Source organism: Bradyrhizobium sp. AZCC 1693 (assembly GCF_036924745.1).
GTDB lineage: Bacteria > Pseudomonadota > Alphaproteobacteria > Rhizobiales > Xanthobacteraceae > Bradyrhizobium.
Genome location: NZ_JAZHSD010000001.1, coordinates 7,133,852 through 7,157,148 on the forward strand (window position 1 = coordinate 7,133,852; position 23,297 = coordinate 7,157,148).

The 23,297-nt window shown below is 60.8% G+C and carries 21 protein-coding genes and 1 pseudogene; 16 read left to right on the forward strand and 6 right to left on the reverse strand.

Features of this window, described 5'->3' with window-relative positions; all coding sequences use genetic code 11:
* Nucleotides 1-12 precede the first annotated feature (12 nt).
* Nucleotides 13-390 (forward strand): carboxymuconolactone decarboxylase family protein, encoded by a 378-nt coding sequence (locus V1293_RS33845; RefSeq protein ID WP_334515888.1) that lies wholly within the window; start codon nt 13-15, stop codon nt 388-390.
* Between the two features lie 27 nt (nt 391-417).
* Entirely contained in the window at nt 418-1,251 is an 834-nt protein-coding gene (locus V1293_RS33850) for an N-acyl homoserine lactonase family protein (RefSeq protein WP_334515890.1), read from the forward strand.
* Nucleotides 1,252-1,864: 613 nt separating this feature from the next.
* On the opposite strand, the gene V1293_RS33855 is transcribed toward V1293_RS33850, so the two are convergent.
* From V1293_RS33855 to V1293_RS33870, 4 genes and pseudogenes are all read right to left on the reverse strand, one after another.
* Nucleotides 1,865-2,617 (reverse strand): cupin domain-containing protein, encoded by a 753-nt coding sequence (locus V1293_RS33855; RefSeq protein WP_334515892.1) that lies wholly within the window; start codon nt 2,615-2,617, stop codon nt 1,865-1,867.
* Between the two features lie 82 nt (nt 2,618-2,699).
* Complete coding sequence (locus V1293_RS33860; RefSeq protein ID WP_334515893.1) at nt 2,700-3,068, reverse strand: VOC family protein; 369 nt, start codon at nt 3,066-3,068, stop codon at nt 2,700-2,702.
* A gap of 839 nt (nt 3,069-3,907) precedes the next feature.
* A complete protein-coding gene (locus V1293_RS33865; RefSeq protein WP_334515895.1) occupies nt 3,908-4,135 on the reverse strand; it encodes a hypothetical protein in 228 nt (75 codons plus the stop codon).
* Between the two features lie 185 nt (nt 4,136-4,320).
* Nucleotides 4,321-4,807, reverse strand: a pseudogene (locus V1293_RS33870) (adenosine-specific kinase).
* Nucleotides 4,808-5,035: 228 nt separating this feature from the next.
* On the opposite strand from V1293_RS33870, the gene V1293_RS33875 reads away from it, so the two are divergent.
* The 14 genes from V1293_RS33875 (at nt 5,036) to V1293_RS33940 (ending at nt 21,398) form a co-directional block, all read left to right on the forward strand.
* The gene (locus tag V1293_RS33875; protein WP_334515898.1) at nt 5,036-5,368 is read left to right on the forward strand and encodes a hypothetical protein; all 333 of its coding nucleotides are present in this window, start codon (nt 5,036-5,038) and stop codon (nt 5,366-5,368) included.
* A gap of 80 nt (nt 5,369-5,448) precedes the next feature.
* Nucleotides 5,449-6,177, forward strand: coding sequence for an SAM hydrolase/SAM-dependent halogenase family protein (locus V1293_RS33880; RefSeq protein ID WP_334515900.1), 729 nt, complete (start codon nt 5,449-5,451; stop codon nt 6,175-6,177).
* 670 nt (nt 6,178-6,847) lie between these two features.
* Entirely contained in the window at nt 6,848-8,503 is a 1,656-nt protein-coding gene (locus V1293_RS33885) for an amidase (RefSeq protein WP_334515902.1), read from the forward strand.
* Between the two features lie 164 nt (nt 8,504-8,667).
* Nucleotides 8,668-9,024, forward strand: coding sequence for an Mth938-like domain-containing protein (locus V1293_RS33890; RefSeq protein WP_334515904.1), 357 nt, complete (start codon nt 8,668-8,670; stop codon nt 9,022-9,024).
* Between the two features lie 319 nt (nt 9,025-9,343).
* A complete protein-coding gene (locus V1293_RS33895) occupies nt 9,344-11,314 on the forward strand; it encodes an AMP-binding protein (RefSeq protein WP_334517030.1) in 1,971 nt (656 codons plus the stop codon).
* A complete protein-coding gene (locus V1293_RS33900; protein WP_334515906.1) occupies nt 11,311-12,096 on the forward strand; it encodes an ABC transporter ATP-binding protein in 786 nt (261 codons plus the stop codon). The genes V1293_RS33895 and V1293_RS33900 overlap by 4 nt, the downstream gene beginning before the upstream one ends.
* A 10-nt stretch (nt 12,097-12,106) precedes the next feature.
* Nucleotides 12,107-13,036 (forward strand): branched-chain amino acid ABC transporter permease, encoded by a 930-nt coding sequence (locus V1293_RS33905; protein ID WP_334515907.1) that lies wholly within the window; start codon nt 12,107-12,109, stop codon nt 13,034-13,036.
* Between the two features lie 15 nt (nt 13,037-13,051).
* Nucleotides 13,052-14,179: a branched-chain amino acid ABC transporter permease gene (locus tag V1293_RS33910; protein WP_334515909.1), complete on the forward strand. Its 1,128-nt coding sequence runs from the start codon at nt 13,052-13,054 to the stop codon at nt 14,177-14,179.
* 131 nt (nt 14,180-14,310) lie between these two features.
* Nucleotides 14,311-15,630, forward strand: coding sequence for an ABC transporter substrate-binding protein (locus V1293_RS33915; RefSeq protein WP_334515911.1), 1,320 nt, complete (start codon nt 14,311-14,313; stop codon nt 15,628-15,630).
* Between the two features lie 78 nt (nt 15,631-15,708).
* Nucleotides 15,709-16,548, forward strand: a complete 840-nt coding sequence (locus V1293_RS33920) for an ABC transporter ATP-binding protein (RefSeq protein ID WP_334515913.1) — start codon at nt 15,709-15,711, stop codon at nt 16,546-16,548.
* 981 nt (nt 16,549-17,529) lie between these two features.
* A complete protein-coding gene (locus V1293_RS33925) occupies nt 17,530-18,687 on the forward strand; it encodes an epoxide hydrolase family protein (protein WP_334515915.1) in 1,158 nt (385 codons plus the stop codon).
* A gap of 125 nt (nt 18,688-18,812) precedes the next feature.
* Nucleotides 18,813-19,772 (forward strand): ABC transporter substrate-binding protein, encoded by a 960-nt coding sequence (locus V1293_RS33930; RefSeq protein ID WP_334515916.1) that lies wholly within the window; start codon nt 18,813-18,815, stop codon nt 19,770-19,772.
* 62 nt (nt 19,773-19,834) lie between these two features.
* Entirely contained in the window at nt 19,835-20,626 is a 792-nt protein-coding gene (locus V1293_RS33935) for an ABC transporter permease (RefSeq protein WP_334517032.1), read from the forward strand.
* Nucleotides 20,619-21,398, forward strand: a complete 780-nt coding sequence (locus V1293_RS33940) for an ABC transporter ATP-binding protein (protein WP_334515919.1) — start codon at nt 20,619-20,621, stop codon at nt 21,396-21,398. The genes V1293_RS33935 and V1293_RS33940 overlap by 8 nt, the downstream gene beginning before the upstream one ends.
* 17 nt (nt 21,399-21,415) lie before the next feature.
* Here V1293_RS33940 and V1293_RS33945 read toward each other — a convergent pair whose 3' ends face one another.
* Together V1293_RS33945 and V1293_RS33950 are read right to left on the reverse strand one after the other, a co-directional pair.
* On the reverse strand, nt 21,416-22,357 hold the full coding sequence (locus V1293_RS33945; RefSeq protein ID WP_334515921.1) for a GAF domain-containing protein: 942 nt from the start codon (nt 22,355-22,357) through the stop codon (nt 21,416-21,418).
* Nucleotides 22,358-22,478: 121 nt separating this feature from the next.
* Nucleotides 22,479-23,273 carry a class II aldolase/adducin family protein gene (locus V1293_RS33950; protein ID WP_334515923.1) on the reverse strand — a complete coding sequence of 265 codons (795 nt, stop codon included), beginning with the start codon at nt 23,271-23,273 and terminating at the stop codon, nt 22,479-22,481.
* Nucleotides 23,274-23,297: the final 24 nt, after the last annotated feature.

Genomic DNA, 23,297 nt, shown 5'->3' on the forward strand with positions numbered 1-23,297 from the left:
AAGGAGCCAACGATGACTGAGTTGTTCGACAGGGGTCTAAAGGTGCGCAAGGAAGTGCTCGGCGAGGACTATGTCAACAAGTCCATTGCCGGCGCGGATGAATTCACCCGGACGATGGCCGAATGGTCGACTGAATTCTGCTGGGGTGCGTTGTGGACCCGGCCGGGGCTCGACCGCCGCACCCGCAGCATCATCAATCTGGCGATGCTCGGCGCGCTCAATCGGCCTCACGAACTGAAGTTGCACGTCAAAGGGGCCTTGAAGAACGGCGTCACCAAGGACGAGATCAAGGAGATCCTGCTTCAGGTCGGGGTCTATTGCGGCATCCCATCGGGAATCGACGCCTTCCGGAACGCACGGGAGGCGTTCAACGAAGTGGAAGCGAAGTGATGAGCCGCCGGTCTATTGGGAGATAGCATGGCCGATCAGGAATACGAGCTCTTCGCTATCCGCTATGCCACCCGCGATGCGCGGCGCAGCGATCATTTCATCGGCGGCGATCCGCACGACGGCCCGATGCCGATGGACTATTTCATGTGGCTTGCAAGAGGAGGAGACCGTACCTTCGTCATCGACACCGGCTTCAACGCGGAAGTCGCGGACAGGCGGAAACGGACGTTCCTGCGCTGTCCGGTGGAGACGCTCGGTGCGTTCGACATCGATGCAGCCGGGGTCGAGGACGTTATCCTCACGCATCTGCATTACGACCATGTGGGAAATTTCGACCGGTTTCCGAACGCGCGATTCCATCTCCAGGAACGTGAAATTGCCTATGCCACGGGACGCTTCATGCGATATCCGCGGCTATCGCATTCGTTCGAGGTCGAGGATGTCTGCGGGATCGTACGGCTCAACTATGCGCGCCGGGTCCTGTTCTACGATGGCGACGCCGAGCTCGCTCCCGGCCTTACCATACATGCGGCAGGCGGCCATTCGGCCGGGCTTCAGTTCGTTCGCGTCAGAACCCGCCGCGGATTCGTCGTGCTGGCCTCCGACGTCAGTCATTTCTATGAGAATATGGCGAGCGAACGCCCATTTACGACCGCTCTTCATATCGGCGAAATGCTGGAGGGGTTCGACCGGTTGCTGAAACTGGCGCCGGACGAGAGCTACATCATTCCCGGCCATGATCCGCTCGTGATGAAGCTATATCCGGCCCCTAGCCCGGAATTAGAGGGCATTGCCGTACGCCTCGACGTGCCGCCATCGGGAGCCGCGCCCGTTCGCGCTGACTATCTGTCGGGCCACTAGCCGATCTCGGTGGAGGCGGGCGCCTTCGAGGCGCGATGCCTTGCTTATTTCTCCGCCGCGGCTTTTAGAATCGGCATTAGCCGTGCGGATTCGCTTTTGACCAGGTCCGCGAGGGCTTTTGGTTCACGGCTTTGCTCCACGCTTCGGCGCCGAGATCGGCCAACCACTCTGCACAGCCTCCTCGTTGAGCCCTTTGCTCAGGGCGTCCGCGTAGCCATGTCAAATAGCGGCACGTCCAACAACGGGTTGAACCGACCCCGTTTGACGTCGCTGATTCACGGTAGTTTAAATTTGCCCATGATGGACTGGACCGAGAGTTTAGTTCGTTCAATCGGTTAGAGGACGGCGTGTGCACGATGTGTGCACCGGGAAATCCAGAAAAATCCAGCAATGGCAAAACTGCGCAGTCGGTCCGAGACGTGATGTGGGCATCGGGGACTCAGCGCGGGTGAATCGAGGAGAGCAGTGCTTTCACTTGCGACCGAGAAGCGGATCTCGTTTGTCGGCATCACGAGGACCTGCCTCCGTGTCGCCGGTAATAGGGGCCGGTAGCAATCATTCGCCATGATGAAGTCTTTCACAGGCAGCGTTGCAGTGAGCCGCCCGCCGTCAACTATTGCTTCGTTGCTGGTGCGCCCGGAAGCACGGCTGCCACGCCTTCCGGATTGATGTTGAAGGCCAAGAATATCAACGGCTCGTTGCCTGGGTTTCCCCATTGGTGCACGAGGGCGTACGGTTCATAGATCAAGGAACCCGGCCCCCTTGCTTCTGTCTTACCGTCGACCGTGTTGGCCCCGGTGCCGGAGATGATAAAGTATAGAGCTGCGCCTGACCGATGGTGCGGCGGGTTCGAGGGCATCTGTGCCGGAAATGTGACTCGCGTGAGATTGAGATCATAACCGCCTGGCTTGAGGTCGGGGATCGGATTTGCTGTGCGATACAATTCTCTCACGACGGCAGGCGCCGTCTCGGCAGGCTGACCCAAGTCCACAGCGGGAGCGAGGAAGAAGTGGAGAAAAGTCGACGGTCCTCCACTGCCCGCTGTTAGCGCCGCAGTCTTTCCGCCAGCGATGAACAGTCCCTCTCCGGCGTTGAGCATTTTGGCCTCGCCATCGAGCGCGACCTCGGTCGATCCTGACATCTGGTAGAGGATGCCGTTGGCCGCCGAGACGCTGCTCCGCTCGTCCGGCTGAAGAGTGATACTCACCGCTTTGAAATGGAGCGGCACGTCTGTAACGGTCGGCAGTTTGGTTGCGGCGATCACCGTTCGTGTAATTGCCGATGGAGCGGGAGTGGTTTGTGCGGTCCCGGAGGCGGGAAAGGCCATCGCCCCGAGCAACAGTAGTCCGGTTGTCCTGAACTGCATGATTGCCTCCCAGGTGCAGCGGATAATCGGAGCACCATACGCTCTCCCAACGCCTCTTGGAATGACAGGCCGCTTCGAGCTGCTATTGGCCGGAAGCCGGGAACAAAGGTCGAGCGAAACTGAGTTCGTGGCCATCGGGGTCAATTAGGTGGAAGAAGCGCTCACCCCATTCGGCATCGCGGGGCACGGTAGCTGGCTGGTATCCCGCCGCGAGTGCACGGTCGTAAAGCGCGTCAACATCGGCAACGTAGAAGATTACCCGCCCCCACCAAGACCAGCGCCGCTCGGTAGGCTGGGTGATGAGGTTGAGATAGCTCGTTCCTGCTCGAAAGCTCGTAAATGACGAATCTTCGCCGCCATGTAGGACCTCAAACCCGAGCGTCTGGTAGAATTGGACAGCTCGTGGCATTTCGTGGGTGCCGAGTGTAACTGCGCTGATCCCCTCGATCATGAACAGAACTCTCCCGTTTCATTTCCCCGCGCCGTTGCCACAGGCCCAGACTGGGAACTTGCGGCGGCCGCTCACCGCATCGGGCGGGAGCTTCCGGTGTCGCAATTTCCGCGGGGCGCATACCTTCCTTCCAAATATCTGCGAATTAACTCGCGTTTGAGGTCCCTCGGGCGAATACTCAGACAATCACCGCTCCGCCTCCTAAGGCACTACCGGTGACAGAGAGTGTTGCGCTCCCGCCTGTTCGAGGGAAGCATCATGTCCCAATCTCAACGCCTCTCGTCCGTCATTCCATTCGCTGCAATTGAGCGCCCCGCTTGTCCGAAGTGCAAGGCCCAGATGATGCTCGTTAGCATCGAGCCAGCACGCGCCCGGGGCGTCGACTTGCAAACGTTTGAATGCGCTGTCTGCAATCAGGTACTTACGAACTTTGCCGCGATTGAAGACCCCATGAAGTCCAAGGGCCTTGGACGCTGGCTTCAAGGCAATTTGCACTTACCGAAGTAAGGCCCGCCGGCGTGAACCGGCGGACGGCGCGGGACTAGCTCGGCGGGCCTAGCTCGCGCCCTCGTTGTCAGATCTCCTCGGTTTCAGCCTCCGGCTTGCTGCAGTAGGCGGCTCGGAGCTACAGGCGATTGAGGGGAGCGTCCGCGCTAAACGCGCGCGAGCCGCCAGGCTTCCCCAGCGGCTCAAGCGTTGCGTAGCGATGTGTTGCGACGCGCAGCGTCGCGTGGCGGAAAGTTACGATGCGCCGAGGCGCGTCGCGTTGCCTACCGTGATGTCGATAAGTCCTACGCGTCTCATCGACGACCCCAACATGGTGCAGTCGCGAGGCGACTTCAAGACAGCGCTGCTGCCATAAAACGTGCGCCATCTGTTTGTGATGCCATCTCTTTATGATCGTGCTTAAGGAGGCCGCAACTGCCGTAACGAGATGTAACAAAACCATGCAATATAATAGACACATAATAGACACGCGTGTCGTTTTTCGATTGCGAGCCTGCCTCGTCCGAGCCGGTCATCCTCATCAGCGCCGACCTTGCATCGCAGTCGATCGGCGTCGTCACGTTCAACGGCGACCAGCAGCACGAGATCGAGAACCAGGCCCGCCGCAGGGCCCCGTCACTGGAGGCCCATTTCGACCTCAACCAGACGAACGAACCCATCCTGGTGACGCGTGCTTCGTCGCGTTCGATGCGTGGCAGCGTCAGCTGCAGGTGGGCACCCTGTCGGCTTCGGCTTCATCCAACCACTACAGCTTGTAGCCGATCTTTCGCAGCAGGTCCTTCCGCCACGCAATGTCGGTGTCGGTTTCGACACCCAGCGGCGAGGCGCCATCCACCACGCCGAGCACGCCGCGGCCCAGCTCCGTTTTGCGCGACGATTACCTGTGTCGGGTTGGCCGTCGCGCAATAGATGCGGCAGACTTCCGGCACCGCGCGCACCGCAGCGAGCACGTTGACGGGAAAGAACCCGTCGCCCAGGAAGATCAGGAAAGTGTGGCCGGCGCCGATGGCCAACGCGTTGTTGCGTGCGAGGGTAAGGGAGGCTTCGTCATTACCCGACCAGCGCACCAGCCGTTTACCGGAAGCCTCGCAGAAGGCCAGCCCGAAGCGGATGCGCGGAACCGCGCCCACCAGCGCCTCGTGGAGGTCTTCCACGGTCTTGATGAAATGCGATTGGCCGAAAATGAAGTTGGCGTCGTCCGGCTTGACGATGGGCACCACGGTGAGTTCCATGGCTGCGCTCCTGCAGGGTGAGCTACGCATTCCATGGTAGGCCGCCGGAAGGTGATTGCAAGCCGCCACCGGCGGGCGAAGCGCCACGCGCCTCAACGAGGCGGGGTTCCGTCCTTCCGCGGGGAGCCGCCATGGTCGCGGCAGCAAGTCTGCGAGCTTTCATTACCGGGAACGATGAGCGATAATCACCCGCGGGATGGAAGCGGTGCACGGAGATGGTGAGGGCCGATGCCTGAGCGGACATACAGTCGAGAGAGCGAGATCGATGCCACAAGAGCAAGCGCCCGTTTGCCCGGCCTCGACATCGACATCATTCACCGGCAATCGCCGAATGGTGATTGGGAGCAGATGTCAATCAATCTGCGGGCAACACCGTCCTTCGAAGCGCTCGGGTCCTTGTTCGAGGCAGCTAACCCTTTCACGTTTTGGGTGCAGGCCACACGATTTATGTGGATGCCATGGCTGCTCACGGCGCAGACGATGCTGCTGCCGGCAGGCCAGCCGCGAACACTCCTGAGCGCCGTCCACCCTGAGCAAGAGGCGCCGACGGCTCGCGGATAGCGAGCCAAAGGATCAGGGAAGGGATAACGCTAACCAACTGCGACGTTGCAAGGCGCCGGCGCAGTGGGCGAGCTGACGCCATGATTGCGCTGTTCACGGATTTTGGGTTGCACGGCCCGTATACGGGTCAGATGAAGGCGGTGCTGCACCAGATGGCGCCGGGCATACCCATTATCGACCTATTCGCCGATGCGCCAGTCGGCAATCCTAAGGCATCGGCGTATCTGTTGGCGGCCTATGCTGCATGGTTTCCGGTGCGAACCGTCTTTCTCTGCGTTGTCGATCCCGGCGTCGGCGGGACGCGGCCATCCATTTTTCTCGAAGCCGATGGCCGCTGGTATATCGGCCCCGGCAACGGCTTGTTTGAGCTGGTCCAGCGCAGAGCGCAAGAGACGCGCAGCTGGGACATCGACTGGAAGCCGGAGCATCTCTCGGCCAGCTTTCACGGGCGCGACCTGTTCGCTCCGGTGGCAGGCATGCTGGCGCGCGGTGATCCGCCCCCCGGCCGGCCACGTCACGATGGCGGAGATCGCCGGGCAGACTGGCCGGATGACCTCTGCGAGATCGTCTACGTCGATCACTACGGCAATGCCATGACCGGGCTGAGGGCGGCTATGCTGCCGCCCGGCGCAAGGCTGACCGCGGCAGGTCGGGTTCTGGACCGCGCGAGGACCTTCAGTGATCTGCCGCCAGGCGCGGCTTTCTGGTATGAGAACTCCAACGGGCTTGCCGAACTTGCCGTCAATCAGGGGCGGGCGGACCGCGATCTCGGTCTTGCCATCGGCAGTCCGGTCGAGTTCGTCGCATGAACCATGAACAAGGGCTGCCGCTTTGACCCGAAGGCAACATTCGACCAAACAGCGCCCTCATCCGCATCGGCCGAAACCGCCCGAGCGCCGCGACCAGCCGCAAGCTGACGCTAACAGGCGCCTTGCGGAGCAGACCCGCAAGATCCTGCGCAAACACTACATGAGCAAATACCGGGTGCAGTGAAATCGCGAAGTCTGAACTTTGAAGCAAGTCTCCGGCAGTTCTCAAGCCCACCAAGAAGAGACATCGCGCGCGTGGCTTGACTGCGCGTGTGTCGCGAAGGTGGAAGTGCTCCGCGACGTGGCTGCCGAGCGCGGACCGTGAAAGATGCAAGCTCTTGAAATCGCCGGTGGCTGCGCGATAATCTGCTGCAGGACGGCGCGTCGCTCCGCAGTCCGCGCGAGGATGCCGGAGGCATCCGGTAGAGACCTTAATTGCCGTCACGATCCGCTCGGCCAGGCCTCACGTCCCAACCTCATGCGGCTGCTGCGCCTCAGCCTTGTCCGGATGCAAGGACTCATTGTGATGTTGCAGCTTGGCACGCCGGCCGCAGCGTCGGCGGCCTCCGCTTGGTGACCGTCGCGGCCACCGACCACCAGACGGTCCCCGACCCTTTAGGGCGAGCGGTGGATTTGAGAAGTCAACCCATTGGTCGAGGGAGGATGTGCTATGAGAGCCTCGCCAGACTATTCGCGTCGTCGCTTCCTTCATGCCGGCGCGGCCGGCGCAGCAGCAACCGTTGTCGCCGCGGCGACAACGCCCGTTCGTGCGGCCGCCGAGGCGGGCGTGCAACCGCCACCCCCGACGGCGACGGCGCCGCGGATTCTGCGCAAGCCACCGCTGCCTGAATTGGAGCGCATCGCCAAATCCTACAACTTGGCTCTCAGCCGCGACGATCTGACGTCGTTCCGCAACCTCATGGACGGTGTGCTCGCGTCTTACCGTCGCCTGGACCAGTTCGCGGAGCCGACATTGGTGGTGAAGTACCCGCGGGACGCGGGGTTCCGACCAGGTGCCTCGGACAATCGGCTCAACGCTTGGTACTGGAGGTGCTCAATCAAAGGCGTAACTTCGGGGCCTCTCGCGGGCAAGAAAATCGCCATCAAGGACAACGTGTGCGTTGCCGGCATCCCGATGATGAACGGCTCCAACGTGCTGGAGGGCTACGTCCCCGACGTGGACGCGACCATTGTGACGCGCATCCTCGATGCCGGTGGGGAGATCGTCGGCAAGTCCGTGTGTGAGCATCTTTGCTTCTCGGGCGGCAGCCATACTTCCGATACCGGGCCAGTGCTCAATCCGCATGATCCGAAGCGATCTGCCGGAGGCTCCTCCAGCGGCAGCGCCGCGCTCGTCGTCGCCGGCGAATGCGACATGGCCATCGGGGGCGACCAGGGAGGGTCGATCCGAATTCCCAGCTCTTTCTGCGGAGCGGTTGGCCACAAGCCCACGCACGGGCTTGTGCCATACACAGGTGTCTTCCCGATTGAATTAACACTTGATCATACCGGACCCATTGCCCGTACCGCCGGCGATGCCGCCCGGCTTCTCGAGGTGCTCGCCGGAGCCGATGGCCTCGACCCGCGCCAACCGGCGGGACTGCGTACGGAAGCGTATACCAAGCAGCTCACCGGAGACGCCCGTGGCCTGCGGATCGGGATCGTCAAGGAAGGGTTTGGCTGGCCCAATTCCGAGCCCGATGTCGACGCCATGGTGCGCGAGGCGGCACAGCGGTTGACGCGAGCGGGAGGGACTGTAAGCGAGGTATCGATCCCCCTCCACCGCGACGGCATCCATATCTGGAACGCTATCGCCGTCGAGGGCGCCACGGCGCTGATGGTCGCCGGCAACAGCATGGGCACCAACTGGAAAGGGCACTACACGACTTCGCTGCTGGACTTCTACGGCCGGAGCCGGCGGGTGCGCGCCAACGACCTTTCGGAGACCGTCAAGCTCGTCGTCCTGCTCGGTCAGTACATGCAGGACAATTACCAAGGTCGCTACTACGCCAAGGCCCAAAACCTCGCGCGCGTGCTACGCGCCGCCTACGATGAGCAACTCAAAGGCGTCGATCTCCTGCTCATGCCGACGTTACCTTTGAAGGCCACGCTACTCCCACCGCCGGACGCGAGCCGCGAGGACTACGTTGCGCGGGCACTCGAGATGATTTCTAACACTTGCCCGTTCGACGTCACTGGCCATCCTGCCGCCACGGTTCCGGCAGGCATGTCGGCGGGGCTCCCTGTGGGCATGATGCTGGTCGGACGCCACTGGGAGGACGGCACCGTGTTGCGCGCGGCTGACGCGTTCCAGATCGTCGGGTAGACAGCAGCAGCGAATTGCCGGCTAACGGCACCGCCGGGACCCAAAGGTTCGGAAACAGGAGGCCCGCGAGACGGCGAGCGACGCGGGCTGCCCTGACATCGATGCCAGGCTCGTCTGCCGACGCCGAGTCGGGGCCTCGTGCCGGATCATGAGGAGGTCAGGCCATGGAGATCGAACGCACTACATTCGGCACCATCACGATTGACGGAAAGACCTATGAACACGACGTGATCATTCGTCTGTCCGGCGAAGTGACAAGGCGGAAGAAGAAGCTGTCGAAGAAGTACTACGGCACCTCGCATGTCCTTTCGAAGGATGAAGCGAAGTTCGTCTTTGAGAAGGGATGTGAGCAGCTAGTTCTTGGCTCGGGCCAGATGGGTAATGTGCACCTATCGCCGGAAGCTGAGGCGTACTTTGCGAAAAAGGGTTGCACGGTCCTGTTGCAGCCGACCCCTGAGGCGATCCATACGTTCAACAAGTCGCGTGCGAAGAAGATCGGCCTTTTTCACGTTACCTGCTGAATCGGGCCTGCCGAGACCCGAGTCATGCGGCGCACCTGCGGTCAGCAGCCGCGGGCCGCAGCTGAATTACAGTCTGCATCCTCGAAGACCTGCTACTGCAAGTAGCGCGAAGCGGCGCCACCGTCGTTCGCCGGCGTTCTCATTTATACCAACTGATACCCACCAACGGGTTCGGGTCGGTCAAGCCGGGGCTTGTAGGACTTTCGATCCGTTGTAATGTAGGGGACGCATGCGGAATCCGCATGGCTGCTTCCCGAAGGAGCAGCGTCACAATAAGCAGGCGCGAACCAACGTGCCGGTTTTTGGGATCGAGACCGACATGGCCGTTGGCGGATCGTTTGACACGTTCCCCAAGCTGCTGGCGCGAAATGCCGCGCAGTTTAGCAGCCGTCCTGCGTTTCGGCATAAGGATCTCGGCATCTGGCAGACGTGGACCTGGGCTCAGGTTGCAGAGATCGTGCGCGCGTACGCTGCGGGCTTGCATCGCCTTGGATTGCAGCCAGGAGACACGATCGCCATCGTTGGTTCCAACCGGCCGAAGCTCTATTGGACGGTAATGGCAGCGCAAGCGCTGCGCGCGATTCCGGTTCCGGTCTATTCGGATGCAGTGGCTGACGAGCTTGCTTACGTCCTCGCTCACGCCGATGCGAAGTTTGTTGCAGCGCAAGATCAGGAGCAGGTCGACAAGGTCTTTTCTGTATCCGACCGGGTGCCACATCTCCACAAGGTGGTCTATGACGAGCCGCGTGGCCTCGATGACTACGACCACGACCGATTGATCGCAATCCGCGATGTCATCGAAGACGGCCGCGCTGCGCTTGCGGCCAGCGCGGCGCTCGGCAGGCAGATCGATGAGTTCATCCGGCAGGGTGAAGGTTCAGACATCTCGATCATCCTCTACACCTCGGGAACCACCGGCGCGTCGAAGGGCGTCATGCTGTCGGCGCGAGGCTGCATCGACGCTGCGACTGATACCGTCAGGTTCGACAGCCTGACCGATAAGGACGTGGCGCTCGCCTACCTGCCACTCGCCTGGGTTGGTGATCATTACCTCAACTATGCACAGGGCATTGTCGCTGGCTTCTGCATGGCGTGTCCCGAGAGCGGTGAGACGATCGAGCAGGATCGGCGCGAGATCGGACCAACCTTCTATTTCGCCCCGCCGCGTGGTTTCGAGGCCATGCTGACGCGGGTGATGATCCGCATGGAGGACGCTGCAGCCATCAAGCGGCGCATGTTCAACTACTTCCTTGGCATTGCGCGGCGCTATGGCGAGTCGATTTTGACCGGAAAGTCGGTGCCGCTGTCTGGCCGGCTGCTCTATGCGGTCGGGCGTTTGATGGTCTACGAGCCCCTCAAGAACGTTCTTGGCCTGTCTCGCGTGCGCGTCGCCTATACTGCAGGTGAGGCCATCGGTCCGGATCTGTTCGCGTTCTACCGCTCGATCGGATTAAACCTGAAGCAACTGTACGGTCAGACCGAAGCGTTCCTTTACGTTACCTGCCAGCCTGACGGTGAGATCTACTCCGATACGGTCGGCCCGGCTGCACCGAACGTCGACATCCGCATTGCGGAAACAGGCGAGGTGCAGTTCCGCTCACCGGGCATGTTCGTCGGATACTTCAAGGATCAGGCGAAGACCGCGGAGGCCATGACGTCCGACGGCTACGTCAGGACCGGCGACGCCGGTTTCTTCGACGAGAAGACTGGGCACCTGAAGATCATCGATCGCGCGAAGGATGTTGGTCGGCTGGCTGACGGCACGATGTTTGCGCCGAAGTATCTTGAGAACAAGTTGAAGTTCTTTCCCAACATCAAGGAGGCGGTCGTTTACGGCGACTCCAGGGATTTCGTTTGCGCCTTTCTTAATATCGACCCGGTCGCTGTGGCGAACTGGGCCGAACGCAACAACCTCGCGTACGGTTCCTATCAGGAGCTGGCGGGGCATCCGCTGGTCTACGACATGCTGGCGAAAGATGTTGCCGAGGTGAACCGGTCTCTCGCGGAGGGAAAGGTGCTGGCGGGCGCGCAGATTCGCCGCTTTCTCATTCTGCATAAGGAACTCGACGCAGACGATGGCGAATTGACCCGCACCCAGAAAGTGCGCCGCGGGTTCATCGCCGAGCGCTATGCGCCACTGGTCACGGCGCTCTACGACGGTTCGCATGAAGCGGACATTTCCACCGAGGTCACTTTTGAGGATGGCCGCAAGGGTGTGATCGCGGCTCGGGTCAAGATCCGCGACCTGCAAACAATTGGTGCGACAGAACCTTTGGGGAAAGCCGCATGAGGATGCCGGATACGAGCGAAATCCTGCTTCTGGTCCAGGGGGTATCGCTGGCGTTTGGCGGCGTGAAAGCGTTGAGGGACGTCTCGTTTGACATCAGGAAAGGCGAAATTCGCGCCATCATCGGACCGAACGGCGCCGGAAAAACCTCGATGCTCAATGTCATCAACGGCTTCTATCATCCGAACCATGGCGCCATCACTTTCAAGGGTCGCACCCGCGCCCAGATGCAGCCGTACGAGGCATCCCGTGGCGGCATCGCGCGCACCTTTCAAAACGTCGCACTGTTCAAGGGAATGAGCGCACTCGACAATATCATGGCTGGCCGCACATTGAGGATGCGCCGGGGTCTTCTGTGGCAGATGCTGCGTTACGGCCCTGCGCTGGCAGAGGAAATCGAGCATCGGCACCGGGTCGAGGAGATCATCGATTTTCTGGAGATTGAGGCGATCCGCAAGGTGCCGGTTGCGCGTTTGCCATATGGCCTGCAGAAACGCGTCGAACTCGGCCGCGCCCTTGCGATGGAGCCGGATCTTCTTCTCCTCGACGAGCCGATGGCAGGCATGAACCTCGAGGAGAAGGAGGACATGTCGCGCTTCATCATCGACGTCAATAATCACTACGGCACGACCATTGCGCTGATCGAGCACGACATGGCTGTGGTGATGGATCTCTCCCATCGCGTGGCGGTGCTCGATCATGGCGTTAAGATCGCCGACGGCACGCCGGATGAGGTCAAGGAGAATCAGGGCGTCATCGACGCCTATCTCGGCGTCGCGCACTAGGGAGCATTGCGTGATCGGGTTGGGTCAATTTCTCGAAGTTCTGATCGGCGGATTGATGTCCGGCGTGCTGTATTCGCTGGTCGCGCTCGGTTTCGTGTTGATCTTCAAGGCATCCGGCGTCTTTAACTTTGCGCAAGGCGCAATGGTGTTGCTCGCCGGGCTTGCGCTGGTTCGCTCGCTCGACCTGCTGGTGACTTGGGGTTTCCCGCTTTGGGCTGCGATCATCCTCGGCATTGGCTTCGCTGCCGTAATCATGGCGATAACCGCCTGGCTGATCGAGCGGTTCGTGATCGGACCTCTTGTCAACCAGGACGCCCTTACGCTGTTCATGTCCACCATCGGCGTGACATTCATCCTCGAGGGTGCGGCGCAGATGATCTTCGGTTCCGATGCTTACCCGTTGCGGCTGTTTCCGACGGATGCCTGGTTCCTGTTTGAAAATCTCTTTCCCGGTGGAATTCTGCTCAACAAGCTGGATGTCTGGGGCGGTTTTATCGCCGGCATTCTGGTCGCCAGCCTCGCGATCTTCTTCGAGCGTACCAAGACCGGTCGCGCTCTCAGGGCAGTTGCCGACGACCACCTGGCCGCGCAATCGGTCGGGATTCCAATCAGCTGGATCTGGTTCGTGGTCTGGCTTGCCGCCGGTCTCGTTGCGCTGGTTGCGGCGACCGTGTGGGGTACCAAGCTGGGCGTACAGTTCTCCATCACGTTTCTCGCGCTGAAGGCCTTGCCGGTTCTGATCATTGGGGGCCTTACCTCAATTCCAGGGGCCATCGTCGGCGGGTTCATTGTGGGGGCGGGCGAGAAGATCGCCGAGGTGTTCCTGGGGTCGCATATAGGTGGCGGCATCGAATATTGGTTCGCCTATGTGCTGGCGTTGGCAGTGCTGCTCGTGCGGCCGCAAGGGCTGTTCGGCGAGCGGATCATCGAACGTATCTGAGACGAGGAGCCAGTTGTGCTTTATCGCGAGGCGGGCCAATTCAAAGCGACCTACGCGGAGGATATGGCGATCTTCCCGATCCGCCAGGATCGTATTGCGCTCGGTATCCTGCTCGGGATCGCCTTCATCGGGGTGCCGTTGCTGGTGACTTTCCACATTTGGCCGTTCGCCAGCGAATATCTGCTGTGGGCCATTCTGCTGCCCTTCCTGATCCTCGCGCTCGCCGCAATCGGCGCAAACATTCTCGTCGGTTATTGCGGCCAGATCTCGCTCGGCAGCGGCGCGTTCATGGCCATCGGCGCCTATTCTGCCTACAAGCTGGGAACCGGCGTTCATATTCCGCTTGTCTGGCTTGGCTTCGCGATTTCGATCCCGCCGCTGCCCGTGCTGTCATCCATTTTGCTGGGCGGGCTCACGGCGGCGGTTGTCGGAATCCTCTTCGGTATTCCCAGTCTACGGATCAAGGGCCTTTATCTGGCGGTCGCAACGCTCGCAGCGCAGTTCTTCTTCGACTGGGTGTTCCTGCGGGTGCCATGGTTCACCAATTACGCGCCCTCAGGTTCGGTCAATGCACCGGAACTGAATTTCTTCGGTCTGATCGTGCGCACGCCGATCGAGCGCTATCTGCTGTGCCTGATCTTCGTAACGGTGTTCGCGGTTCTGGCGAAGAACCTCGTTCGCGGCAATCTCGGCAGACAATGGATGGCGATCCGCGACATGGACATCGCCGCCGAGCTGATCGGTATCCGGCCGCTCTATGCAAAGCTCACGGCTTTCGCGGTTTCTTCATTTATCATCGGCGTGGCGGGCGCACTCTGGGCGTTCGTCTATCTGGGCTCGTGGGAGCCGCTCGCGTTCTCGATCGACCGTTCGCTGCAGCTTCTGTTCATGGTGATCATCGGCGGGTTGGGATCGATCATGGGTTCGTTCGTCGGTGCGGCCTTTATCCTTATTCTGCCGATCATGCTGAACCTGATTCCGTCTGAGCTCGGCGTGCCGCTGTCGACAGAGACGATTACTCATCTGGAATTCATCATCTTTGGATCGTTGATCTGCTATCTTCTCATCAAGGAACCACATGGGTTTGCCCGGCTCATATCGATTGGCAAGGAGAAGCTCAGACTTTGGCCGTTTCCCTACTGAAGGGACGGTCAGTGTGACGGAAGCCGAAGATCGCAACGCGGAGCGGCGGTCGTTGGCAAACGGAGGAAGGATGCCCGCGAAAACAAGACCCGGTACGGCAAAAAAACGGGCTGAATGAGGAGGACACCAATATGGTACGCAACAAACTGATGTTGGCGGCAGCCATACTTTCAGGCGGGGCGTTTGCCTCTCCTGCTGCCGCGCAGAACGAGCAGTTCATCCCGATACTATCCTACCGGACGGGCGCGTACGCCGTGAATGGCGTGCCGTACGCAAACGGCGTGGCCGACTATTACAACCTTATCAACGAGCGCGACGGCGGCATCAACGGCGTCAAGCTCTTGGTCGAGGAATGCGAAACCGGATACGCCACCGACAAGGGCGTTGAGTGTTACGAGCGTCTCAAGGGCAAGGGCCCAACCGGCGCGGCCTTCATCAATCCGCTGTCGACCGGCATTACATTCGCCCTCACCGAAAAGACCGCGACTGACAAGATTCCGATTATCACGATGGGCTATGGCCGCGCCGATTCCAAGAACGGAGCCGTCTTTTCCTACAACTTCCCGCTGCTCGGCACGTACTGGTCCGCAGCCGATATCGCGATCCAACACATCGCCAAGGAGGTCGGCGGCTTCGACAAGCTGAAAGGCAAGAAGATTTCGCTGCTCTATCACGACAGCCCGTACGGCAAGGAGCCGATTCCGATGCTGCAGGTGCTGGCAAAGAAGCACGGCTTTGAGTTCACGCCGATCCCGGTCACGCACCCCGGTGTCGAACAGAAGTCGCAATGGCTGGCGATCCGCCAGAACCGGCCTGACTATGTCTTGGTCTGGGGCTGGGGCGTCATGAACGGCACGGCAGTCAAGGAAGCGGCGGCCGTTGCCTATCCGCGCGAAAAGATGATCGGTGTCTGGTGGTCAGGCGCAGAGCCGGATGTGACGCCGGCAGGCGATCAGGCAGTCGGCTACAAGTCGCTGATGCTCCAGCATGGTGCAGGCAAGTTCCCCGTGCATGCCGACCTGGAGAAGTACGTCTATGCAAAGGGCAAGGGGGCGTCGGAACCTGGCAAGGTCGGCGAGGTTCTCTATAACCGCGGCATGGTGAATGCCATGCTCGGCGTGGAGGCGATCCGCAAGGCGCAGGAAAAGTTCGGCAAGAAGCCGCTGACGGGTGAGCAGGTCCGTTGGGGTCTTGAGAACCTCAACCTCTCTGAAGCACGCATTAAGGAAATGGGCTTCGAGGGCATGTTGAAGCCGATTAAGATTTCCTGCTCCGACCACGAGGGCGCGCGGGACGGGCGCGTACAGCAGTGGGACGGCAAGGGCTGGAAAATCATCTCCGACTGGTATACTGCCAACCAATCCGAGACCGAACCGCTCGTTGACGATGTTTCCGCGAAGTATGCCGCGGAGAAGAAGATTCAGCCGCGCGACTGCTCGAAAGAAAGCTGAACACATCTCGGCGATCCGGGAAGAGCGTTTGCCTCCTCCCGGATATCCCGAGAGCCGCAACCGTCTGGAGGGAGCAGCGTGTCAAACCCTAAGGCCCCCACGGCGACAGACGCGGCAGCGCTGTTTTTGTCGGTCAACAATATCGAGGTTGTCTACGATCACGTCATCCTCGTGTTGAAGGGTGTATCGCTGGATGTGCCGCGGGGCGGGATTGTCGCGCTTCTCGGCGCCAATGGTGCGGGCAAGACAACGACGCTGAAGGCGGTCTCCAATCTACTGCATGCGGAGCGCGGCGAGGTCACCAAGGGCTCGATCCTGTTCGACGGCGTCGAAGTGCAGTCCCTGTCGCCAAACGATGTGGTGCGGCGCGGCTGCATTCAGGTGATGGAGGGGCGGCGTTGCTTCGCTCACCTCACGGTCGAAGAGAATCTCCTGACCGGCGCCTTCACGCGCAGGGACGGCAAGGCCGCGATCGCGCAGGATCTGGAGCGAGTCTATGCCTATTTCCCCCGTCTCGGGGAGCGGCGTAGTTCGACCGCCGGCTATACGTCGGGCGGCGAACAGCAGATGTGCGTGATCGGCCGTGCGCTGATGTCGCGCCCGAAGATGATCCTGCTCGACGAGCCTTCGATGGGCCTCGCGCCGCAGATCGTCGAAGAGATCTTCGAGATCGTGAAGGATCTGAACGTCAAGGAAGGTGTCTCGTTTCTTCTCGCCGAGCAGAACACCAATATGGCACTCAAATACGCCAACTATGGATATATCCTGGAAAATGGCCGCGTGGTGATGGATGGCGAGGCGAGGGCACTCGCCGCAAATGAGGATGTCAAGGAGTTCTATCTTGGCGTCGCCGGGGACAAGCGCAAATCATTCCGCGATGGGAAGCACTACAAGCGGCGCAAACGCTGGCTCGCTTAGGTGATGACGCTGAGTGATCGGCCCCCGTTGAGTGGCCCGCCGCGTGATCCGCGGCGCAAGGCCAGACCGTGGTTTGTCTCACACTGGCATCCGATCAGTGCGACATCAACGTGGGTTTGGTCATCGAAGCAAGCATACCACGTGTCGTTCCGCCAAGAATAAATTCCCGCAGCCGGGGGCTCTCGTTTGGCAAGCCGAAGAACTTGCGCCGTCAATTGCCGAAGGTTCATTTCGCGGAATGAGCGGTTACCGAACGTTACGCGTTCCCAGGCAATCGGGCTAACACATATCGGGCTAACGAAGAATTTTAGAACAAGCATTGCAACGCGCGCGGCTTGAAGAGACGGCGTGCAAACGGGCAGGGGATTATTGGACCGGATTCCTTTCATGAGTCGGAATTCGGACAGAGGCTGTTTAAAACGACCCCAACGAGGTCGCCTTTTTTCCCTGATAATTCGAATAGGAAAATGCTTGCGGCTGCGACCAGGCGATTTGCGACTCTGCAATTGTCTCTGTCAGCCCAAAGCTGCAGTTTTCCCTGTAAAACTCCCTGTTAGCTGGGAATTTGGCCGGAGACGGATGCGAACAGCACTGCGTCGCCAGGATGGGAGTCTAGTTCGAACTGCGACATTCCCATTGGTGTTGCTCACATTGTTCGTTGGACGTCGCTGGCTGGATCTAGCTCAAACTTCCCCCTGATGGACTGGACCGACCGCCCATTCTGCAAATTTGAAATGGGCGCTTATCCTGCAACCCTTTGGAGCGTGGTCGGTCGGTGCGGCACCTCCTTGTCGCTCTGAACCATCACGCGTTTGGGGGATCACGCTGAAGCGCCGCGAGGGTCATGAGGCACGCTTTTCCCAAACTTCTCGGTAACAAGTTGAAATCGTTCGCTTCACTGTCCCTCCCTTGATATCGGCCTCGGGTGCGACGATGATTTCCGTCCCGGCAGCTCCGGCTGAGCTTTGAGAGGGATCCCTCATGAGCGCTGAAATCAAACCCTATCGCATTTCGATCGGCGACGACGTGCTTCACGATCTCAAATCGCGGCTGCGCAACACGCGCTGGCCGGAAGCCGAACTGGTCGAGGACTGGAGCCAGGGCGCGCCGCTGAAATGGATCAAGGACATCTGCCGCTATTGGGCGGAAGAGTACGATTGGCGTGCGCGCGAGGCGCGGCTCAATCGCTTTGCGCAGTTCACCACCGAAATCGACGGGCTCGACATTCATTTCCTGCACGTCCGTTCGCCGCACCCGGAGGCGATGCCGCTGGTCATCACGCATGGCTGGCCGGGCTCGGTGGTCGAGTTTCACAAGGTGATCGAGCCTTTGACCGATCCGACCGCGCACGGCGGCAGTGCCGCCGACGCGTTTCACGTCATTTGTCCCTCGCTGCCGGGCTTCGGCTTTTCGGCCAAGCCGACGGCCACCGGCTGGGGCATCGATCGTATTGCATCGAGCTGGGCGGTGCTGATGGACCGCCTTGGCTATGCGCGATACGGCGCGCAAGGCGGCGATTGGGGATCGGCGATCACCACCGCAATCGGTGCACAGGACCCCGCGCATTGCGTTGGCATTCACATCACGCTTGCGATGTCGGCGCGGCCCAATGTCCAGGGACAGCCGACGCCGGAGGAAGCGCGGGCGCTGAAGGGAATTGAACATTACGCCGACTGGGATTCCGGCTATTCCAAGCAGCAGTCCACCCGGCCGCAAACGCTTGGTTATGCCTTGACGGATTCGCCGAGCGGGCAGGCGGCGTGGATCCTGGAAAAGTTCTGGGCCTGGACTGACTGCGACGGACACCCCGAGAACATCCTCGGCCGCGACGAGTTGCTCGACAATGTCATGCTCTATTGGGTGAGCGCCACCGCCGCCTCATCCGGGCGCCTGTACTGGGAAAGCTTTGGGCCGAAGCGCCGGACGCCTCACAAGGTGACGGTGCCGACCGGTGTTGCCGTTTTCCCCAAGGAGATTGTCACGCCGGTGCGAAAGTGGATGGAAGCGAGCTACACGAATATCCAGCACTGGAGCGAAATGCCGAAGGGCGGCCACTTCGCGGCATTTGAACAGCCGGACCTGTTCGTGAGGGAGGTGCGGGATTTCTTCAGGACAGTGCGTAAACCGCCTGTTTCGTAGTCAGTTCGGCCCCGTCAGGCCCATTTTCGACGCATCCCGGCAACCGGCGGCGGGCGAGTAAGCGGCAAAAGCGGGTCATTCGGCATGTTTGTTGCATTTCCCTTGGTCAAAAAAGGGAGTGCACGATGACATACGGGATCCGCCGACGTGAATTCATGGCCGGCATTGGTGCCGGTCTTATAGCCAGCCCGGCTCTTGTACGCGCTGAAGGTCAACCCGTCGTAATTCGGGCTGGTGCTCTAAAACTGATCCATTCCATCGCGCCCTATTTCTACGATCAGTTCGTGCCGGCGGGTTACAAGATCGAGGTGCTGCCGTTCGAAACGCCGACCGAATGCAAGAACGCCGTCGTAACCAAGTCGGTCGATTTCGGCGCGTTCGGCATTGCCGCTGCGCTGCTTGGCGCCGCCGCCGGCGAGCCGGTCGTGGTGATTGCCTCGACGTGCAACCGCGGCATGGCCATTATTGCGAAAAAGGACGCGGGGATTGCTGCGATCAAGGATCTGAAGGGCAAGCGCGTCGCCGTGTTTCCCGGCACCACCCAGGAAGTGTTCTTCCTGGAACGGCTGCGGATGGAAGGCATGACGATCAAGGACGTCGAGCCGGTCCGCGTCTCCTTCAGCGAAATGCATATCGCTTTGTCGCGTGGCGACATCGACGCGTATGTTGGCGCAGAGCCGGGCCCGGGCGTATCGCTGTCCAGCGGGATCGGAACGCTGGTGGAATATCCGTACTCGACGGCGATGGGGTCGTTGAACATGGTGTTCGGTACCCATCGCGACGTGATCGCCGAAAAGCCCGACCTCGTCCGTGCGATGCTTGGCATTCATCAGAGAGCAACCGATTTTGCCTCGAAGAACAGGGACGCGATGGTCGCGATGGCGTCCAGCAAGCTCGGCCAGAAAAAGGAGGCGATCGAAGCTTCCGTCCCCAATGTCGAACTGACATGGCGGCTCGAAGCAAAGCAGATCGAGCAGTCGAAAATCTATGCCGATCACATGCTGGCGCTGAAGCAGATCAAGCGGCTGCCGGATTTCTCAACCTTCATCGACACCAGCTTCGTCGATGCGATGAAGCCGACCTGACCGTGACCACGCTCGCGTCCGATAGCGGGGATGGCGCGGTCGCGGAGCGCAAGGCGCCACGGATGGCGACCTGGTGGCCGCGCTTGCGGCCGATCCTGCTGGCGATGGCTTTTCCCGCGGCGATGCTGGCGATCTGGCATTTTGCCACAATCGGGCGGCCGGGCAGCCTGATCCCGCCGCCTCACGAGGTCTGGCTCGAACTCCGGGATCTCGCCTTCGGTGGAATCAATGACGATGCCTACAGCAAGACCCTGCATATTCATCTGCTGGCCTCGGTCAGCCGCGTCTATGGCGGCTTTGCGCTGGCGCTCATCGTTGCGCTGCCCCTTGGCATGCTGATCGGGCGCGTGCCGCTTGTCCGGCATTTACTCGATCCGTCCATCCAGATCCTGCGGCCGGTTCCGGTCACGGCGTGGTTGCCGCTCGCGATGATCATCTTCGGGCTCGGGCCGCGCTCCGCCTTCTTTCTCGTTTTCCTCGGCGCGTTCTATCCGATCCTCGTGAACACCATTTTTGGCGTGCGTTCGGTCGAGCCGCGGTTGTTCGAGGCGGCCTCGATGCTCGGCTGCAGCGGCTCGGCGCAGTTCTTCCGTGTGGTGCTGCCTGCAGCGCTACCGTCGATCTTCACCGGCATGCGGCTTGGATTAGGCTTTGCCTGGGTCGTGATCGTGGTTGGCGAGATGACCGGCGTCCAGACGGGGCTGGGCGCCATCATCATGGAAGCCCGCCAGCTCTCGCGCACCGAGATCGTGATTTCCGGGATGATTGTCATCGGCGCCTTCGGCTTTCTGTCCGATCAACTGGTCATGCTGATTGGACGGCGTCTCCTGGCCTGGAGCCCATCGCATGGCTGAAGCTGCGATCCCCATTCTCGAAATGAAGAACGCGGGCAAGACCTATTCGCAAAACGGCCGTGCCATCGAGGCGTTGCGCGGCGCCAGTCTGCGCGTCGAAAAAGGAGAGTTCGTCTGCCTGATCGGCGCGTCGGGTTGCGGAAAATCGACCTTGCTGCGCATGGCCGCCGGGTTCGAGGCTGCCACACACGGCGATGTCCTGATGTGGGGCATGCCGATATCCGGGCCCGGGCCCAGCCGCGGCATGGTCTTTCAGGACTATGGCTTATTTCCCTGGCTCAACGTCCGCGACAATATCGGCTTCGGCCCGAAGTCGAGGGGCCGGCCAAAGGCCGAAATTCGTAAGACGACGGATCGTTTCACCGAACTCATCGGTCTGCAGAACTTCGCTGACGTCTATCCGCACCAGCTTTCGGGTGGCATGAAGCAGCGCGTTGCTATTGCCCGCGTGCTCGCCAACGACGCCGAAATCGTGCTGATGGACGAACCCTTTGGCGCGCTCGACGCGATGACCCGCGAACGGCTGCAGGACGAACTGGTCGAGATCTGGTCGCGGACCGGCCTGACCGTCATTTTCGTTACGCACTCGATCGAGGAAGCGATCTTTTTGGCCGATCGAGTCGTGGTCATGTCGCCAGGACCGGGCCGCATCGACGATGAATACTTTATCGATCTTCCAAGGCCGCGCGATATTGCAAGTCCGGAGTTCAACGAGTGGCGGCGCCTTCTGTCCTCGCAACTGCATAGTCATCACGGCCGCAAGGCGGGCTGATATGCCGCGCCCGTCGCTCAGAGATACCAGGCGAGCACCGCGTTGAGCAGCGCGTTTTCGATCACTGGAAGAACGACGATCTGATTCATGCCGGCCGCGCGGGCGAGCTGCGCCGCGATCGATTCATCGACCTTCAGATGTTCGTTGATGGCGGGCATGCCCGTCGCCCAGGCACCGCCGATGCTGCCTTCGCCCTTGCGGATTGTCTTTGACGCATAAAGCGAGGTCAGATCGGCATTCTTGCTACAATCGCCGGAGTGAAACACCAGCTCCGTTCGCGCCAGGTTCGGCACCCAGATCTCAAAGCGTCTCGCGATCGGTGTTGCCTGCGCGGACAGGAAGGTCATGACCCAGGTCTGATCCGGAGGCGTGGTGTAGGGAATGCCGACGCCGCAATTGATTCCGATTTCGCTCGCTTCCTCCCAGCGCAGAAAACTCCTGGCGTTGTGAAGATCCTTGATGATGAGCGGCATGCCGGCTTTCCAGGCGCGGCCGGGCAGGCCGAACCCGCGCGGGAACTTGGTGTGCCGGGAATTGAATTCGAACATGTCGGCGGTGCCGTAATAGCCGTCGACCAGGCCCATCTCGTGGGACTTCTCGGGGTCGTTGCGCCAGAGTTCGATGGCGCCGACGTGCTTTTCGTCGTCGCCGCAAAACAGCACCATCACGGCCATCAGGAATTCCCCGGCGAAGACCGGCAAAGCCACGCCGCAGGTCAACCCGGCTTCAATCGCCTCGTCCGTGCGCTTGAAATAGGAGTTTGCGAACTCCGTGAGGATGACGGGGTGCGCCGCGGCCCAGGCCTTGCCGGGCAGGCCTTCGTCATAGGCGAACAGCGCGTTTTCGCTGACGGCCTTGAACTCCGCGTACTCTTCGCTGCAAAGACAGCCGCCGAACTCCAGGCGCGTGCGGGTTCGGTCGGGCACCCATAGTTCAACCACGCGAATGAATGTCTTCATGGGACGCACCTGTCGCTACGCCTGACATCAGCATCGGCGATTTAGCGATGATATGTGCGATCAAATTACAGGCAGCCTGCGCCCAAAGTTCGTGCGGAGCTCCGGCGCATCCAGCAACGGCTCAGTCTCGATAAGACGGATCGGTGCGGTCGAGCTTGCGCAGCAGGGCCGGCCAGGCAAGGTTGCCATTACGGGTGCTGCGGCCGGGCTTCGGCTGCATCCGCTCATAGGTGTCTTCGAGGACGTTCTGCGGGGGATAGATCAGCTTGGTGTTGCAGGACAGCGCCATGATCTGGACCTGGCAGGCGCGCTCGAGGCGGAACAGCACGTTGAAGGCTGCCGGCACGGTCCGGCCGACCACCAGCAGGCCGTGATTGCGCAGGATCATGGCTTCATGGTCGCCGAGGTCTCTCACCAGCCGCTCGCGCTCGTCGACATTGTCGGCGATGCCTTCGAAATCGTGATAGGCGATGTGGAGAAACCGCATTGAGGTCTGCGCCAGCGGCAGCAATCCGCATTCCATGGCCGAGACGGCCATGCCGGCCGGTGTGTGCGTATGCGCCACGCAATCCATGTCGTGCTTGGCCATGTGGATGGCGCTGTGAATCACGAAGCCGGCGACGTTGACATCATAGTCGGAGGCGTTGAACAGCGTGTTGCCGTCGACATCGATCTTGATCAGGCTGGAAGCATCGATCTCCTCGTAGAGCATCCCGTAAGGGTTGATCAGGAACTGGTCCGTTGTCCCCGGCACGCGGCAGGAGATGTGGTTGGCCACCATCTCGGTCATGCCGTACATCGCGGTGAGACGATAGCAGGCAGCGAGATCGACCCGCGCCTGCCATTCCTCCGGGCTCACCTGTTCGCGGACGGATTTTACGACCTTGACGGCGGGGGAGCTGACGGGAGGGTTCATGGCGCTTCTCCGAATTATCCGGCC

What these genes read in the sequence shown, in the direction of transcription:
- V1293_RS33845 (WP_334515888.1), top strand. Translation starts at nt 13, where the DNA reads ATGACTGAGTTGTTCGACAGGGGTCTAAAGGTGCGCAAGGAAGTGCTC.
- V1293_RS33850 (WP_334515890.1), top strand. Translation starts at nt 418, where the DNA reads ATGGCCGATCAGGAATACGAGCTCTTCGCTATCCGCTATGCCACCCGC.
- V1293_RS33855 (WP_334515892.1), bottom strand. Translation starts at nt 2,617, where the DNA reads ATGCAGTTCAGGACAACCGGACTACTGTTGCTCGGGGCGATGGCCTTT.
- V1293_RS33860 (WP_334515893.1), bottom strand. Translation starts at nt 3,068, where the DNA reads ATGATCGAGGGGATCAGCGCAGTTACACTCGGCACCCACGAAATGCCA.
- V1293_RS33875 (WP_334515898.1), top strand. Translation starts at nt 5,036, where the DNA reads ATGCCTGAGCGGACATACAGTCGAGAGAGCGAGATCGATGCCACAAGA.
- V1293_RS33880 (WP_334515900.1), top strand. Translation starts at nt 5,449, where the DNA reads ATGATTGCGCTGTTCACGGATTTTGGGTTGCACGGCCCGTATACGGGT.
- V1293_RS33885 (WP_334515902.1), top strand. Translation starts at nt 6,848, where the DNA reads ATGAGAGCCTCGCCAGACTATTCGCGTCGTCGCTTCCTTCATGCCGGC.
- V1293_RS33890 (WP_334515904.1), top strand. Translation starts at nt 8,668, where the DNA reads ATGGAGATCGAACGCACTACATTCGGCACCATCACGATTGACGGAAAG.
- V1293_RS33895 (WP_334517030.1), top strand. Translation starts at nt 9,344, where the DNA reads ATGGCCGTTGGCGGATCGTTTGACACGTTCCCCAAGCTGCTGGCGCGA.
- V1293_RS33900 (WP_334515906.1), top strand. Translation starts at nt 11,311, where the DNA reads ATGAGGATGCCGGATACGAGCGAAATCCTGCTTCTGGTCCAGGGGGTA.
- V1293_RS33915 (WP_334515911.1), top strand. Translation starts at nt 14,311, where the DNA reads ATGGTACGCAACAAACTGATGTTGGCGGCAGCCATACTTTCAGGCGGG.
- V1293_RS33925 (WP_334515915.1), top strand. Translation starts at nt 17,530, where the DNA reads ATGAGCGCTGAAATCAAACCCTATCGCATTTCGATCGGCGACGACGTG.
- V1293_RS33930 (WP_334515916.1), top strand. Translation starts at nt 18,813, where the DNA reads ATGACATACGGGATCCGCCGACGTGAATTCATGGCCGGCATTGGTGCC.
- V1293_RS33935 (WP_334517032.1), top strand. Translation starts at nt 19,835, where the DNA reads ATGGCGACCTGGTGGCCGCGCTTGCGGCCGATCCTGCTGGCGATGGCT.
- V1293_RS33940 (WP_334515919.1), top strand. Translation starts at nt 20,619, where the DNA reads ATGGCTGAAGCTGCGATCCCCATTCTCGAAATGAAGAACGCGGGCAAG.
- V1293_RS33945 (WP_334515921.1), bottom strand. Translation starts at nt 22,357, where the DNA reads ATGAAGACATTCATTCGCGTGGTTGAACTATGGGTGCCCGACCGAACC.
- V1293_RS33950 (WP_334515923.1), bottom strand. Translation starts at nt 23,273, where the DNA reads ATGAACCCTCCCGTCAGCTCCCCCGCCGTCAAGGTCGTAAAATCCGTC.